The sequence below is a fragment of the Mesorhizobium sp. WSM4840 genome, from assembly GCF_055811755.1.
Genome location: NZ_JBVVQD010000025.1, coordinates 1 through 14,006 on the forward strand (window position 1 = coordinate 1; position 14,006 = coordinate 14,006).

At 59.1% G+C, this 14,006-nt stretch carries 17 protein-coding genes and 3 pseudogenes; 11 read left to right on the plus strand and 9 right to left on the minus strand.

The genetic code is table 11. The features are described from left to right. A partial coding sequence (locus tag AC0L3I_RS26855; protein ID WP_473528846.1) for a hypothetical protein occupies positions 1–407 on the minus strand: 407 nt, incomplete at its 3' end. A 576-nt stretch (positions 408–983) separates the two neighbouring features. On the opposite strand from AC0L3I_RS26855, the gene AC0L3I_RS26860 reads away from it, so the two are divergent. From AC0L3I_RS26860 to AC0L3I_RS26880, 5 genes are all read left to right on the plus strand, one after another. After that, on the plus strand, positions 984–1,403 hold the full coding sequence (locus AC0L3I_RS26860) for an Hsp20/alpha crystallin family protein (RefSeq protein ID WP_473528847.1): 420 nt from the start codon (positions 984–986) through the stop codon (positions 1,401–1,403). Then, positions 1,396–1,860 carry an Hsp20/alpha crystallin family protein gene (locus AC0L3I_RS26865; protein WP_473528848.1) on the plus strand — a complete coding sequence of 155 codons (465 nt, stop codon included), beginning with the start codon at positions 1,396–1,398 and terminating at the stop codon, positions 1,858–1,860. The genes AC0L3I_RS26860 and AC0L3I_RS26865 overlap by 8 nt, the downstream gene beginning before the upstream one ends. 134 nt (positions 1,861–1,994) lie before the next feature. Beyond that, positions 1,995–2,246, plus strand: coding sequence for a flavodoxin domain-containing protein (locus AC0L3I_RS26870; RefSeq protein WP_473528849.1), 252 nt, complete (start codon positions 1,995–1,997; stop codon positions 2,244–2,246). A gap of 18 nt (positions 2,247–2,264) precedes the next feature. Then, positions 2,265–2,729 (plus strand): hypothetical protein, encoded by a 465-nt coding sequence (locus AC0L3I_RS26875; protein ID WP_473528850.1) that lies wholly within the window; start codon positions 2,265–2,267, stop codon positions 2,727–2,729. A 1,186-nt stretch (positions 2,730–3,915) separates the two neighbouring features. After that, complete coding sequence (locus tag AC0L3I_RS26880) at positions 3,916–4,299, plus strand: glucoamylase family protein (protein WP_473528851.1); 384 nt, start codon at positions 3,916–3,918, stop codon at positions 4,297–4,299. On the opposite strand, the pseudogene AC0L3I_RS26885 reads toward AC0L3I_RS26880, so the two are convergent. From AC0L3I_RS26885 to AC0L3I_RS26915, 7 genes and pseudogenes are all read right to left on the minus strand, one after another. Then, positions 4,262–5,052, minus strand: a pseudogene (locus AC0L3I_RS26885) (glucoamylase family protein). The gene AC0L3I_RS26880 and the pseudogene AC0L3I_RS26885 sit on opposite strands and share 38 nt — an antisense overlap. A gap of 708 nt (positions 5,053–5,760) precedes the next feature. Next, complete coding sequence (locus tag AC0L3I_RS26890; protein WP_473528852.1) at positions 5,761–6,066, minus strand: hypothetical protein; 306 nt, start codon at positions 6,064–6,066, stop codon at positions 5,761–5,763. A 405-nt stretch (positions 6,067–6,471) separates the two neighbouring features. Continuing rightward, positions 6,472–6,717, minus strand: coding sequence for a DUF6894 family protein (locus tag AC0L3I_RS26895; RefSeq protein WP_473528853.1), 246 nt, complete (start codon positions 6,715–6,717; stop codon positions 6,472–6,474). A 68-nt stretch (positions 6,718–6,785) separates the two neighbouring features. Then, complete coding sequence (locus AC0L3I_RS26900) at positions 6,786–6,953, minus strand: hypothetical protein (RefSeq protein WP_473528854.1); 168 nt, start codon at positions 6,951–6,953, stop codon at positions 6,786–6,788. A gap of 58 nt (positions 6,954–7,011) precedes the next feature. After that, on the minus strand, positions 7,012–7,404 hold the full coding sequence (locus AC0L3I_RS26905; RefSeq protein WP_473528855.1) for a hypothetical protein: 393 nt from the start codon (positions 7,402–7,404) through the stop codon (positions 7,012–7,014). Between the two features lie 70 nt (positions 7,405–7,474). Continuing rightward, positions 7,475–9,109 (minus strand): chaperonin GroEL, encoded by a 1,635-nt coding sequence (gene groL, locus AC0L3I_RS26910; RefSeq protein ID WP_473528856.1) that lies wholly within the window; start codon positions 9,107–9,109, stop codon positions 7,475–7,477. 50 nt (positions 9,110–9,159) lie between these two features. Beyond that, the gene (locus AC0L3I_RS26915) at positions 9,160–9,474 is read right to left on the minus strand and encodes a co-chaperone GroES (protein WP_473528857.1); all 315 of its coding nucleotides are present in this window, start codon (positions 9,472–9,474) and stop codon (positions 9,160–9,162) included. A gap of 484 nt (positions 9,475–9,958) precedes the next feature. Between AC0L3I_RS26915 and AC0L3I_RS26920 the strand changes: the two genes are divergently transcribed. The 6 genes and pseudogenes from AC0L3I_RS26920 to AC0L3I_RS26945 all read left to right on the plus strand — a co-directional run. Then, complete coding sequence (locus tag AC0L3I_RS26920; RefSeq protein WP_473528858.1) at positions 9,959–10,222, plus strand: hypothetical protein; 264 nt, start codon at positions 9,959–9,961, stop codon at positions 10,220–10,222. Positions 10,223–10,507: 285 nt separating this feature from the next. Next, positions 10,508–10,648, plus strand: coding sequence for a hypothetical protein (locus tag AC0L3I_RS26925; protein WP_473528859.1), 141 nt, complete (start codon positions 10,508–10,510; stop codon positions 10,646–10,648). Positions 10,649–10,667: 19 nt separating this feature from the next. Next, positions 10,668–10,910 (plus strand): hypothetical protein, encoded by a 243-nt coding sequence (locus tag AC0L3I_RS26930; protein ID WP_473528860.1) that lies wholly within the window; start codon positions 10,668–10,670, stop codon positions 10,908–10,910. 322 nt (positions 10,911–11,232) lie between these two features. Beyond that, a complete protein-coding gene (locus tag AC0L3I_RS26935; RefSeq protein WP_473528861.1) occupies positions 11,233–11,508 on the plus strand; it encodes a DUF1488 family protein in 276 nt (91 codons plus the stop codon). Between the two features lie 25 nt (positions 11,509–11,533). Then, positions 11,534–12,348 (plus strand): annotated as a pseudogene (locus tag AC0L3I_RS26940) (transglutaminase-like domain-containing protein). 438 nt (positions 12,349–12,786) lie between these two features. Continuing rightward, positions 12,787–13,044 (plus strand): annotated as a pseudogene (locus AC0L3I_RS26945) (site-specific integrase); the annotation flags it as partial. A 28-nt stretch (positions 13,045–13,072) separates the two neighbouring features. Here AC0L3I_RS26945 and AC0L3I_RS26950 read toward each other — a convergent pair. Beyond that, on the minus strand, positions 13,073–13,744 hold the full coding sequence (locus AC0L3I_RS26950) for a Crp/Fnr family transcriptional regulator (RefSeq protein WP_128188049.1): 672 nt from the start codon (positions 13,742–13,744) through the stop codon (positions 13,073–13,075). Positions 13,745–14,006 lie beyond the last annotated feature (262 nt).

Below are 14,006 nucleotides of genomic sequence, written 5' to 3' on the forward strand. Positions count from 1 at the left end.
CTGCACGGCTGGCTGTTCGGAGTCTCGCCCTTCGCTTGAACGTCCGCAGCGACGGCGCGCCTTCGAGGATGTCCTGGCGAATCCCACCAGTTGCCGCGGATCGAGCGCCTCGCAGACGCCACAGTGAACCAATGCTTGGCATAAGGTCGGCACATCAGAATTTTGATCCATAGACCGGCTCCAGAACCTCCGGTGCCTGCTCGCCCAACTGCGGATGTGGAAGCCGGGTTAACGGTTGAACGCCTAAAGAAGACCTTTACGCCGATCTCTCCTCGCATGCGCCGAAGCGTCATAGGCCACGACGTGCGACAGTGGAACAGCAGATCGAACATGAGGCCGCCGAGCCAAGCCGGAGCAGTCGGGTTGCCGCTCGTCGCGCTGATCAAGGGATAGATCGGCGCCGCCATTCCGGTGTTCAGCGTATCTGCGTTCGACAGACCTCGGAAATCGATGGAGCCATAATCAGCTTCGAAGACCCGCGATCCAGAACGGGATGAGAGGGTGGCTGGCGTAAAATCGAAGCCTCGGAACGAGCCGGCTGGTTCGCTTCCCCGACCCAGAGTCCGTGGCCTGAGTACGCTAATCTCAGAGCTACGCCCATCTCATCGCCACTAAAAGGGGGATTGGGGACGGAACCATCCAATGAGGTGTTCGAATTGATTCAGATCAAAGCAACAAAGTGCCATCCGCGCATTCTTCTTCATCGTCATGCGGAGACAAACTGGCCATACACCATGGAGGACCGTTCAAGCGAATGGGAACCCGGGCAGGTAAACCAGATTGCCAGTGAAACATGATGGGCGAACCTGCGGCACCACCTAGGCGACTCTGGAGTTAAGTTCAGAGCTGGAAGGTGGGAGCCGCGGGCTCGGCACTCGTCGCTCTACGGCGCACCGCCGATGGGCGGTGAAGAGCGGGGATGGCCCTGCTGTACATCGAGGGAACCCGAGGGCCTTGCGGCGCGGCTTTCCGAGGAGGAGACAATGATCGCACGAATGCTATTCGGCGCAGATCCTTTCCGCAACATACGCCGCCTCCAAGACGAAGTGAGCCGACTGGAATTCCCGGCGGTGAATGTCTTCGTAAACCAGGACGGCGTCATCATCATCACCGAACTGCCTGGGGTAAGATCAGAAGACTTGGACATCTTGATTCACAGAGATTCCGTTACGCTCAGCGGAGAGCGGCAAACCGAAACTGAGGAAGCCCGGCGGGGATACCACCGGCGTGAGCGTCGTCGAGGCCGGTTTGTGCGGACTGTGTCATTGCCGTTTGTGGTCGACCCGAACAAGGTTGAAGCGGATCTCGTCAATGGCGTACTGACTCTGGATCTTCCTCGGGCCGAAGAGGACAAGCCCAAGCGCATTCACGTTAAGGCGAGCAAGGAGGCGGGTCATGGCTAAGCGAGAGACCACGAGAGCGGGAACGAAGGGGAGCAAGCAGTCTCAGGCCACGCCGACTAGCCAACCGGAGCTGGAGGGTAAGCTGTCCGCGGAGCAGGACGCGGGCGAGCGGACCCATGAGAGGCTGGTCTTCGTACCACGGGTTGACATCTACGAAACTGAAACGGGCCTTGGCGTCGTTGCGGATCTGCCCGGCGTCAGCCCGGAGGGTTTGGAGGTCACGTTGGAGAAGCGGGTGCTGTCGATCTATGGCCGCGTCGAAGAGGATACGCCCGAGGGCTACAGCCAGGCCTATCGCGAGTACGACGTCGGCGATTTCGAGCGGCAGTTCACTCTCTCCGGGGATTTCGACATCAACGGAATTGAGGCGAACATGAAGGATGGTGTGCTTCACCTCGCCATCCCGAGAGCTCCGGAGGCAGCGGCAAAGCGGATCGAGGTTAGATCGGTTTCCTGACGATCGAGGAAGATTGCGCAGACGCCGCGCTCGCCAGCGGTTAGCAGAGCCTACTGCATGACTCGCGCCGGGTCCTCTTCGCAACCGACGTGGGCGCTGGTGTCGGAGGGATATCGTGAATATCCTGATTGTCTATGGAACGACCGAAGGCCCGGAAGATTGCCGAATGGACGGCAACGCATATACGCGAGCGCGGGCACCAGGTCGAGTTGCGTGATAGCGCAGCGCTCACACCCGATTTGAAACTTGGAGCCCTCCACGCGTTCATTGTTGCCGCGTCTGTCCACCATGAGCGCCATCAAGACGACATCACAAACTTTGTGTTAGCGCATCACCAGTTGCTGAACACCAAGCCTTCAGCCTTTATACGAGTGGAACCTGGTTAGGGATTATGGGAGGGACAGATGCGCGTTCTAGCAGTTCTGGGATTGTCACTCGTCTTGGGTAATGCAGCGCAAGCCGAGACCCTGTATTATGGCTCGCGGGCGGGAATGGAAGTCACCGTGCTGAAGAAGTCAAACATCGGCACGACGCACGCCAAAATCGCGCTCAAGCATACCAAAGCGAACGCAACTGCTTTTTGTCGGGATTACGTCCAGAAGGTCACGCCAAAATGCATCGCGGATGAAATGAAGGTGTCGCTGCTGCCGGAGATTTCGGCCAACTGCAAGACCGGCAAGTTTGTGACGGCCAATGGGCGGGGCTATCAATTCCTCGGCTCGAACACACAGTACGATCCGACAGCATTTAACACCGAATACCTGCTCATTGAGGTAGGCAGCAACGAACCTCTCGATGGAAGCAGTGCCTCCGGATACGATGTCGCTTTGGACCAGTTCATGGCTCTATGCCCCAACCGGGCGCAGTAAAAGATCACCCTGAAAATCGGGCCGGGCCTACTTGGCTCGCTTGGCGCCTTCGGTAAGCACAGGCGCCGATCACTCGTTCATGGGCGGCAACGCAGGTGCGGGATATCCTTCAGCGGACATCGACAGCATCTACCACGCGCTTTGCCATCGCCGACGACGAGGCAGAACCTGATGACGATCAAGGACGCGATCATGGCCGGGATACGACGCGCGCAGATGATGAAAACGAAGTAGTCGCCTTTGATGAAGGCCGAGGTGGAGGGCCGGCCCCCGGCACCTCCGCCGCCCCGGCTGACCGAAGGCGGGGGATGGCTTGTGGGGGCCCACATTCTTGCGCGCAGCCGGGTTCCCGCGGCTTTGCCAGATGGTCTGTCGACTGAAGATTTTCTCAAACCATTACGAGACAGCAGCTAACCACCCCATTGCGGGAGCTCGTTCGGCCTCGGCCGAATTCACGCCCATGACCCAATTCTGACCTTCCGGGACCCATTTTCCTTCCAGAAACCCGACATTGGCGCCAACCAGAACTCGTGACCCTTAGGCGACCTTCTCCGGCCGATACGCCAATGTCGGGTACCACAAAGAACAGACGCTGGTCGGTAGCCCGCGCCGCTTAGTGGGGACGGTAGACCACAGCAGCAGCCTCGACCGAGCGCGATTGTCGCGGATGTTACGTCATGAACAGAAAGCAGCTAACGCCCGATAGCGTCCGGCGAAGCCGCGGGACTTGACCATGCGGGTGAGAAGATCGCGGTCGATCCGGATAGGGGGTGCCCTCCGGTGTCACCACGCTCACCCTGTCATGGACGCCCGCCATGCGCTGACGAGCTCTTTGCGGTGCGATCCAGCCCAAAGTCGAAGAGCGAGCGAATATCGTCGAATCGAGAGGCAATCAAACCGGGCGATCCAACGAAACCGGACTTCGATCTGCGGCTGCAAACGGTCGGTTGCTTGATCGGGACCTGTTCCAGAAGCCCTGGAAATAAATTACCAGCGCGCATTCATATGTGATATGGTGATATCTTGGCCACAAAAAATCAACAAAAACAAAGGAGGCCGCGATGAAAGATTATTTTTCATTTCAGCTTTTCATGAGAATGTCGATCGTGTTGTTTATTGGCACCGCCACTTATGCCATGATCTTTGGGAATACATGGTAGCGTTTAGGTTAAACGATTAGACCTTCTTGCGACTATTCCCTGACATTTCTCACTCCCCCGCCGCAGCTGGCGTAATCGCTCCGTCCGCTGCCCTGTCGAGTTTGCCTTATGCTCCGGCGGAAGCGATGCGCGCACTGCGCGGTTTCCTGACCAAACCTCGAAAACGCATATGGGGCCGCTTCGGCTTTGTCGACGCGTTTTGCGAAGGTCGCAACTGGTACTCCCGAACCTATCTGGCGATCAATCAGGGGCCAATCATCGCGATGATCGAGAACCATCGTACAGGCCTTTTGTGGAGATTATTCATGGGCGCGCCGGAGGTGCACAGGGGCTTGGCGAGGCTGGGCTTCACCAGCCACCGTCTGGACAACATCAACGTATGCACAGGCCAAGAGCTCCCACGGCCATAGCCCTGGGGTGGCTTCTTCCCTGAGTGATCGTCTGGCAGGTCCACGGGGATCCGCGATGCGCTTTGTCGGGTGCACTCGCGATGTATCCCCGCGGCCCATGGCTGGCGGTCAGACCCCAGCAGTCGGGGCTGTATCCCAAACGGTTATGGGGATTGCGGACGCAATGCCGATAATTGATCTGCGTATGACGAGGTTCTGTTGCCAGTAGTCGGCGTATCGGTCGCTTAGGCCTCGTGGATCGAGCCCGCAGAAGGAATAGTGCGAAAAGAAGAGCGGACCACCAGAATTTGTTCCCAACGGCAGGGCGATCCCGTAATGATCGCGCCCGTTTCGAAAGTCGGGTCCACCAGCAAAGCCTTCGTGATAGATGCCCGGATCAATGGAGTGGCGCGCTGATCCCGCCGCCAGCACGAAAGTGAGCAAGCATTCGTTCCAACCCCTGATGGGGCTGTCCATCGCCCAGCCGTGGTTGGGGCTCCAGTGCCACATGAGTTGCCGAGCCCCGCGCGTGAACCAGTTCCATTCGGCCTGTGACAATAGCTCGTCTACGCTCTGGCGAAGGCGCGCCTCCTCGGTTGCCATCCCGGCGAAATACTCGCGGGCGCAAATCAGACCTTGAAACAGGAAAGTGGTTTCGACCAGATCAGCGCCGTCATCCTTGCGTCGAAATGGAATTGTCGCACCAGTGCGGCCATTGATGAAATGTGGAAACACGCCGTAATAGCGCGGCGAGCTGTCCAGGAAGTCCAGCATTCCCTGCAATCGGCTTAATGCTGCCGTGCGATCGATCCATCCGCGTCCGACCGCAACGATGATGGCCAAGATGCCGAAGCCAGAGCCACCGATCGTCACGAGATCGTTGGCCCGAGCACCTGGGGTCTTTTGTCGATCTCGGGCAAGGCCGCTGACGGGATGTGCGCCTTCCCAGAAATACCGGGCCGTTTGCCGTTGCACGATGTCCAGCAGCGCGTCCTCGTCGAATTCGAGAACATTTGCCGGGAGGTCGGGCGCTTGGAGCGTGCTGGGAACCGATAGTTTAATTAATTAGCATACAGACCACCGGTTTTTGTGCCGTGTCAGCTCAAATGCGGCCATAGGCCTGACCGCCTCGCCGTGCTTCGTTTGGCTGGTGCGAGCGGCTGCGGTTATCTTGCCTCGGTATTGCTAGCCAGTTCGCGAGTGCGTCCAGGATTTTAGCCGGTCCTGGAAATTGCTGGACGTAAACGGTTCGTCCGGGGGGTCGAGAGACATCGAAAAGAGCAACGCCGAGCCTGCAGCGATCAAGGCCACACAGATGATCGCGTGTATCGTTTGTTTCATGCTCGCCTAATTCCCTAAATCCATCAATTCACAATGCCTGGCCGCTGCATGTTCGAGAATGTGCCCCCCACGACAGCGAGTTTGTTTTCGATTATGGTCGCCTTAGGTTCGGCGGCGTGGCCGCCCTTCCGCGCAGATCGCCTAAGCAGTCTGGCGTGGCTGGCGTTCCCGATCATCCCGCCGCTCATTCCATGGCAGGCACATCGCCGCTGACGAACAAGGTCGACGGCTCGCCATACTCGCCGAGCGCCGGATTTGCTTCTCGCGACCAGGCGATGACGCCGGCATGCTTGGCGCCAGCGTCTTCGCTGTCCGGATTGCACGCTCCTCGCTCTGTTGCTCGGCTGGGCCGAATACAACCTGAAGCACGCCATCGTCATCGGGGTCGAACGCCATGACGACGACCAGCTTGGGAATCTTCTGCTGCGAAAGGATAGCGTCCGACATGAGTTGTTTCCTTGTGGGCTTATCTTAACTCTAGCTTTCGAATGGGTGGAGTTCGAGGTTGGGGCGAAATCAACTTCAAAACGGCAGGGTTGGCCGAACATCATCCGAAGAACACTACGAGGATGATCGCGAAAACCCACAACGTCACACCCGCCTTGATCAGAAAACCGATCGTCGCGGTTCGGTCCTTCGACACCAGATATCCTGTGAGCTGGGCGGCGCTCCACGGAGCTGAGTGATCCACTGCGACTGCCTTGGGAGGATTGTTTGAACTCCCTCGGGTGCCAAAGCTACGCGGGGCTGGTTTTCTCATTTAGCTATCTCGGCCGCGCGAACCGGATTGTCAGATCGCTTGTGGCACATGCGATCCGACCGTCGCCCGCGTGATTGCCATGCCTACATTCTTCATTGGCGGTCTATCAACTCAACTTCGAAAGTCATTGTCGCCTTCAAGAGCGGGTGGCTGTTTTCGTCGCGGACTTCGATTGCGAGGCAGCAGCGGCTGTCGGGTGGTGCGATTTCTCGCACATAGTCTGCCAAGGCTGCGAAAGCCTCCGCACGAGCAGCATTGAGGCCCCCAGCAAGCCTTGTCCCCTCATCGTCGGGAAAGAGCCGGTCATTGTCGCGCACGTCGAAAAAATACCGCGCCATGGCCGCCGAACTACACTTAGGTCGGCCTGTTCCATGTCTTATTTTGTACGGTGCCGGTCCAATTCGCCTTAGATAAGCCGATTGTCCTCGGCCGTCTGGCGAGCACGGCGACGGGTGCCGTCCGTATCCGCCTTCCGGTGCCGTTCCGCGGCCTCCTTGCGGATCTGCTCGAAGCGATTGTCCTCGACTTCCTTGCTCGGCGGCGGCGCATCCGTGTTTTTCACAAATGAGATCATTGTCGTGCTCCTGGTGTGGACGCGAAGACGGTCGAAGACGATCACATTTTTGCGTGGCTTAGGCAGCGAGTGCTGCAGCGCAGCCTTCGGCGGCGCGCCTGTCGGGAGACGTCTGACCGGGCATCGTCGCCCAGCCTCCGGCCTCCACGAACTGCCGCCTCTTGTAGCTGTCGGAGATTGCGTTCAGTGCGGTGAGTTGCGCCGCTTTGTCAGGAGACGCGTTGAACTTATCGATGCAGATGGCTGAAGCCAATTCGCTACGCGAAACGTCGCCGGCGGTTTTTGCTTGGGCTAGTGACGTGCCGCCGGTGACCCACCCACCCCAGCTGAAGCCGACGATGATCGTGGCGACAGCCGTCGCCGCGCACGCCCAGGCGAGCGCCGATTTGGACGGCTGATAGGATTCCCAGCGCTGGGCGAGCGATTGCTTGGCATTGGTTTGCATGGCCATGAAAGTTCTCCTCCTTGAGTGTTGCTCTAGATTGCGCCCTGCCGCCTGCGGCCGGGCGTTCAGGCACTGCTCAGTAACCCGTTCCACCCATGCCGCCGCCATTGCCCGCAGCGGCTGCATCCTTCGGCGGAACATCGGCAATCATGGCTTCGGCGGTAATCAGGAGCGCGGCGATGGAGCCCGCGTCCTGCAGAGCGGTGCGGACAACCTTGGCGGGATCGATGATGCCGGCCTTGATCATGTCGACATAGGTTTCGGTCTGGGCATCAAATCCCTCGCTGGGGTTCTTGCCGCCGGCCAGCTTGCCGACGACGACCGAACCTTCAACGCCGGCATTCTCGGCGATCTGGCGGATTGGTGCTTCGAGCGCTTTGAAAACGATCGAGATACCGGCCGTCACATCGGCATTGGTTCCGGTAAGTCCGGTCAAGGCTGCCTTGGCACGCAGAAGCGCGACGCCGCCGCCGGCCACGATGCCCTCTTCCACAGCGGCGCGGGTGGCGTTCAGCGCATCGTCGATGCGATCCTTTTTTTCCTTGACTTCGGTCTCGGTCGCGCCGCCGACGCGAATGACCGCAACACCGCCGGCAAGCTTCGCCAGCCGCTCCTGCAGCTTTTCCTTGTCGTAGTCCGAGGTGGTCTTGTCGATCTGCGCTTTGATCTGCTGGATGCGGCCGGCGATCGCATCCTTTTCGCCGGAACCGTCGATCACCGTGGTGGTGTCCTTTTCGATGACCACGCGCTTGGCTCGGCCGAGCATGTCGATGGTAACGTTTTCGAGTTTGATGCCGAGATCTTCCGAGATCAGCTGCCCTTGCGTCAGAACGGCGATGTCTTCCAGCATGGCCTTGCGTCGATCGCCGAAGCCCGGGGCCTTGACCGCTGCGACCTTCAGCCCGCCGCGCAGTTTATTCACTACCAAGGTCGCCAAAGCCTCGCCCTCGACGTCTTCAGAGATGATCAGCAGTGGCTTACCGCTCTGCACCACGGCTTCCAGGATAGGCAACAGGGCCTGCAGATTGCCCAGCTTCTTCTCGTGCAGGAGGATGTACGGATCCTCCAGTTCCACGCGCATCTTCTCGGTGTTGGTCACGAAATAAGGTGAGAGATAGCCCCGATCGAACTGCATGCCCTCGACGACCTCGAGGTCAGTCTCGGCGGTCTTGGCTTCCTCGACCGTGATCACGCCTTCATTACCGACCTTCTTCATCGCCTCGGCGATCATCGCGCCAACGGAGGCGTCGCCATTGGCGGCGATCGTACCGACCTGGGCGATCTCCTCCGAAGACTTCACTTTTTTCGAAAGCGCCTGGATGTCCTTCACGACGGCGGCCACGGCAAGATCGATGCCGCGCTTCAAATCCATCGGGTTCATGCCGGCGGCAACGAGCTTTGCGCCTTCGCGCAAAATGGAGGCTGCGAGCACCGTCGCGGTGGTCGTACCGTCGCCAGCGAGGTCGTTGGTTTTCGAGGCAACTTCGCGCACCATTTGCGCGCCCATGTTCTCGAACTTGTCGGATAGCTCGATTTCCTTGGCGACGGTAACGCCGTCCTTGGTGATGCGGGGCGCGCCATACGCCTTGTCGATCACGACATTGCGGCCCTTAGGTCCGAGCGTGACCTTGACTGCGTTGTTGAGCAGCTCGACGCCACGCAACATGCGGTCGCGAGCATCGGTGGCGAATTTGATTTCCTTGGCAGACATGATTTTCGTCCAGTTCAGTCTTGAATGAGGAGAGCGGGAAAATCGCTCGGTCAGGCAGCTTTCTTGGCCGCTTCGGTCTTGTCGACGATGCCCATGATGTCGGTCTCCTTCATGATCAGGAGGTCCTCGCCGTCGATCTTGACCTCGGTGCCCGACCATTTGCCGAACAGGACGGCGTCGCCAGCCTTCACGTCGAGAGGGATCAGCTTGCCGCTTTCGTCTCGCGAGCCCGGACCGACGGCAATCACCTCGCCTTTCTGCGGCTTTTCCTTCGCATTGTCGGGAATGATGATCCCGCCCTTGGATTTGATGTCGCCTTCGGCGCGTCGGATGACGACGCGGTCGTGAAGTGGCCGGAATTTCATTTGGGATTCTTTCTGCGGCCGGCGCATAGGTGGACCGCGCCTCTGTATTAGGCCCTTTGGCACTCGAATGATAGGAGTGCCAAATAAATAAAATCACAAAACCTGGAACATGAAAAAATATAAATCTGGGGCCATCTGACTATTTCGCTGGAAACGTAATTGGCTCAACTGCTGTTTGTTCTGTTTCGCGAAAGTACCTGAAAATTAAAAGTGCTCGCGCCTTGTTTGAAGCTCGATTAAGGAGCATATATAAAGCGCGTTGATTTTGGCCGATTGGCTTTCGCGGTGTCAGAGACCCAGACCCGCCATACACCCCGAATCTCGACAGCGAATGCATACCGCCGATCCGGCGCGCATGGCGCTCTGTTCGATCTGGATTGGACCCTGACGCTGACCACGGATGTACTGGCAGCATCAGGGTCATCCAGTTCGAACGGGAATAATGCAGGAGGCGCATCCGCGTGCTCCTGCGGAGACCTGCAACATGGCCAGCCGCACCACGCAAACCGTCGTTCACTTTCTATCGGATTTTCGGCTGCCGGGCTTTGACGCGCCGCAACCGGCGGGAGACTACCGCGTCGACCACGACGAGGAACTCATAGAAGGCGCCTCCCGACTTGCTTGGCTACGAGTCGGCGCTTTCATCCACCTGCCAGCGATCGCCAAGCACGCTTCGACGCAGCAGATGGTCCCGATCAATCCGGCAGATCTTGAAGCCGCTCTCGCAAAGGACCTTGAACAATCATGACGGCCCCATCCCTCATGCGATCCCGCCGTGCGATCCCGCGCGACGCTGCAAAGCATCTTTTTTCGATTGGGCAGTCCGTCCGGCTGAAGGGCGGGTTCGGAACGTCGCCCCAGCTTGGCGATGTCTACCGGATCACCGGAACGCTGCCTGCGAGGGATAATTTGTTTCAATACCGCGTCCGCCATGACCACGAGCGTCATGAGCGGGTCACGACGCAAGATTGTCTGGAGCCGGTTGTCACGGATCAGCCGGATGACGCAACACTCATCGAAAGGACGTTCGGCAATGGCCAAGGGACAGAAGCGCAGCAGTCGCGAGATCAGGAAGCCCAAACAGGTGAAGGCACCGCCGAAACCTGAAGGCGCATTCGGCGCGCAAATAAAGCTCGCCGAGAGCAATGCCCCGCGTGGCAAAGGCAAGAACTGACGGCCAGAACGCTCGTGCAATGAAGATTGTGATCGAATTTTACCGCACCCGGAACGCAGACGACGCTCATGCCGTCGTGGGCCGCGAAACGAAGGAAGCGGTGAATGCCGATGACGCTGTCGAGGTCGCGCGGCAGCTTTCGCAAACACTGAATATGCCGCAGCGACCGGACGCCATGACGATCACCGATGCGAACGGCGCGACACTCTATTCCGGCGTTATCAACGCTGAAGCGGCCAATGACGAAAGGCTTCAACCATGAACGGTCAACGCAACCAAACCGATCTTAAACGGAATACAACCGCGATCGCGATCTGGGAAAATGAGGGTGGCGCTCCGGGCCGTGAATTCACGGAGCATCAGTATGGACGCCTCGTCGAAGCCGATCGGTCCTAGACGGTCTATCATGTCTTCGCGGGCGTTACGGCGCGTGTCGGCAACGATGACTTGATTGGCCTCAGCAGGTCGCAGGCCACAAGCAGCATGATGTCTCTCAATCTTCACAACACCGAACGCCGCAACCAGCGCATCCGCTTGCCGGCACTCGCCCGGGATGCGTCGGGTGCAACGGTGGCGTGCCGGTCATGATACTGTCCTTTCCAAACCCGAGCCGCAGCTTCGATGATGAGCAGAACGCCGTCCGCTTCAGCGGCCATGACGGCATGTCTCAAGTGCGATTCCTGGTAGAGGCCGGTGCATTAGAGAAATCGGGCACGCAGTTGCGCGGGGCAGCACCATCGGAGGCGAAGTGCCTCGCAGCTTTTGATTCAATGCGCACGTCGATCTACGACGCAGCGCGCAGGGCTTATTCTCACCGACGTCGCGACTTCTACACTTTGACGGCCGCGGATTTCGGGTAAGTCGGATCAGGAGCGAGTATCCTCCATGCTCATCCGCTACGGTTATGAGATCACGCTGACCTGCCAACAGCCGACGGCATTGGTGTGTCTGTTATCGTCCACGAGGACCGCGCGGCCGACATTCGCGCTCCCGAAACGCTGTTCACCATTCCTGATGTTCCCACAACGACCTATCGAGATCTCTTCGGCAACCGATGCCGGCGGCTTGTCGCGCCGGCGGCCGACCTGACGATTTGGGGCGACGCCACGATCGAGGATGACGGCCAACCGGACAGGGCAGTTCCTGGCGCGCGGGAACTCACGGTGCCGGAAGTGCCGGACGATTGCCTGGTCTATCTGATGGGCAGCCGCTATTGCGAAACCGACCTGCTCAGCCAAATTGCGTGGGATAGGTTCGGCGGTGTTGCACCCGGCTGGGGTCGGGTGCAGGCGATCTGCGACTTCGTCCATGCCCACATCCGCTTCGATTACATGCAGGCCCGGTCGACCCGAACCGCGTTCGAGGCTTTCAACGAACGGGTGGGCGTCTGTCGCGACTTCGCGCATCCTGCAGTCACGTTTTGCCGCTGCCTCAACATTCCCGCACGCTACGTCAATGGCCATCTCGGCGACATCGGCGTTCCGATCGTCGACCCGATGGATTTCAGCGCCTGGATCGAGGTCTTCCTGGACGGCGCATGGCACACGTTCGATCCGCGCAACAACACGCCGCGGATCGGCAGGATAATAGTCGCACGGGGCCGTGATGCGGCCGACATCCCGCTCATCAATTCCTTCGGCCCGCACGTCCTGAAGGCGTTTCGAGTTTGGACCTATGAAGTGGTGCCGGTTTCGCAATGAACCTGAAGAGTGTGGATGAGGCCTTGCGGATCGATACCAAGTGGGAGGGTAATCTTCACTCGATAGAACGGTTCCGAAAATGAGCTTGGCTGAGATTTCCTCCCGAAAGTCGAAACCTCATGACTGGAGCCGGCCGCGAAGCCGACTTTCTGCGCATCTAGCGCGGAGGTCTGCAAATGGCGCAAGGCGGACCTCGAATCGTCAGGATCCCAAAGTCCGAATCGGGTCGACTCAAGCCGTAGCGCAACGGCTCTGGAGAAGCGCCAGGAAGGTCGGCAATCGGCGCGACTGCGCCCATTAACCGGCCTGCGGCTTCGATCGACCGGGAGCCCGGTAACCCTTTCGGCTGAAATCCTCGGCGACGCTCTCAGCCCATTGTTACATTCGCTTGCTCGTGTTGAGCGCTGCGGCTGCGGAGGGTGGCATGGGAGAAGAACCATGCCTAACAGGAACAGAGGCCACATCGTCGGTCAGAAGCCTCCTCTCAAACCGCGCGAGGTCTGGAGCATTCGAACACGACTGCAGGTGTCCGGCGCGGAACGGGATTTGGCACTCTTCAATCTCGCCATCGATAGCAAGCTTCGAAGTTGCGACCTAGTCACCATCACGGTCGGCGACATTGCGCTTTCCGGCGTAGTCCGCGACCGAGCAGTGATTGTCCAAAGGAAGACGGGGCGGCCGGTACAATTCGAGATCGCCCCCTCGCCGCAGCGACAGCCTTCCGCTATTCCTTCTTGTCGACCAGCGCCCGTAGTGCCGAGACGTCATGCAGCAACAACCGGCTGCCGTGCTTTTCGATCAGCCCTCTCTTGGCGAGGTCGCTCATTTCGCGCGAGACCGCCTCCCTGTGCGTGCTCATCGTTGCCGCCAGCTCGGAGTGCGTCGGTGCCGGGCTTATGGACACCTCGCCGTCCACGGGTGCGGCTTTCTCCGCCCGATGCAGGAGTTCGACGATCAGCCGTTTTCGCACGACCAGAGTGCTGTATTCGAATACCCGCTCGGTCATGCGCCGGAGCTGGGCAGACAGATGCTCAAGCAGCATCCAGGCGAAAGTCGGATGGGTCATCACGATATCCCGGAATGCTGTGCCGGACAGCCGTGCAGCGCGGGTTGCCTCCAGCGCGACGACGCTAGCAGAGCGTGCAATCCCGTCAATGCCTCCGAGCTCCCCGAAAATGTCACCCGGTTCGACATCGCGATACGCTATCTCCCTGCCGTCCGCTGAAACCAGTGTCACGCGAGCCCGTCCTTCCAGCAGGAAGTAGACTTCGCGACCAGTGTCGCCGTGGGAAATGATCAGCTCGTTGTGTCGATAGCTGCGCTCGTGCCACCGTTTGGTCAGCGCGGCGAGGTCGGCATCGCAAAGTCTTGAGATGAAGGCCGGAGAGCCTGTCACAACGGTCTCTTGTTCAATCAGGTGTACTTCATCTTACTCCCTATCCAAGGAAATTTGATGGCCGCAGGCCCCGCTTTCCGGAAAGCAAAACTGGGAGCGGATTTTTCCAATGTTTTCCCCCGTGTGGGAATTCCCACAGCCGAGCCTGGTCCGACTGGCATATCCTTGTTTGCAACATCCAGGCCCGCCGGCTCGTGTTCAAGCAGGCGAAGGGAAAGGGAACGGGAACGGTCATGAAATTCTTGGCTCCCTTCACAAAACT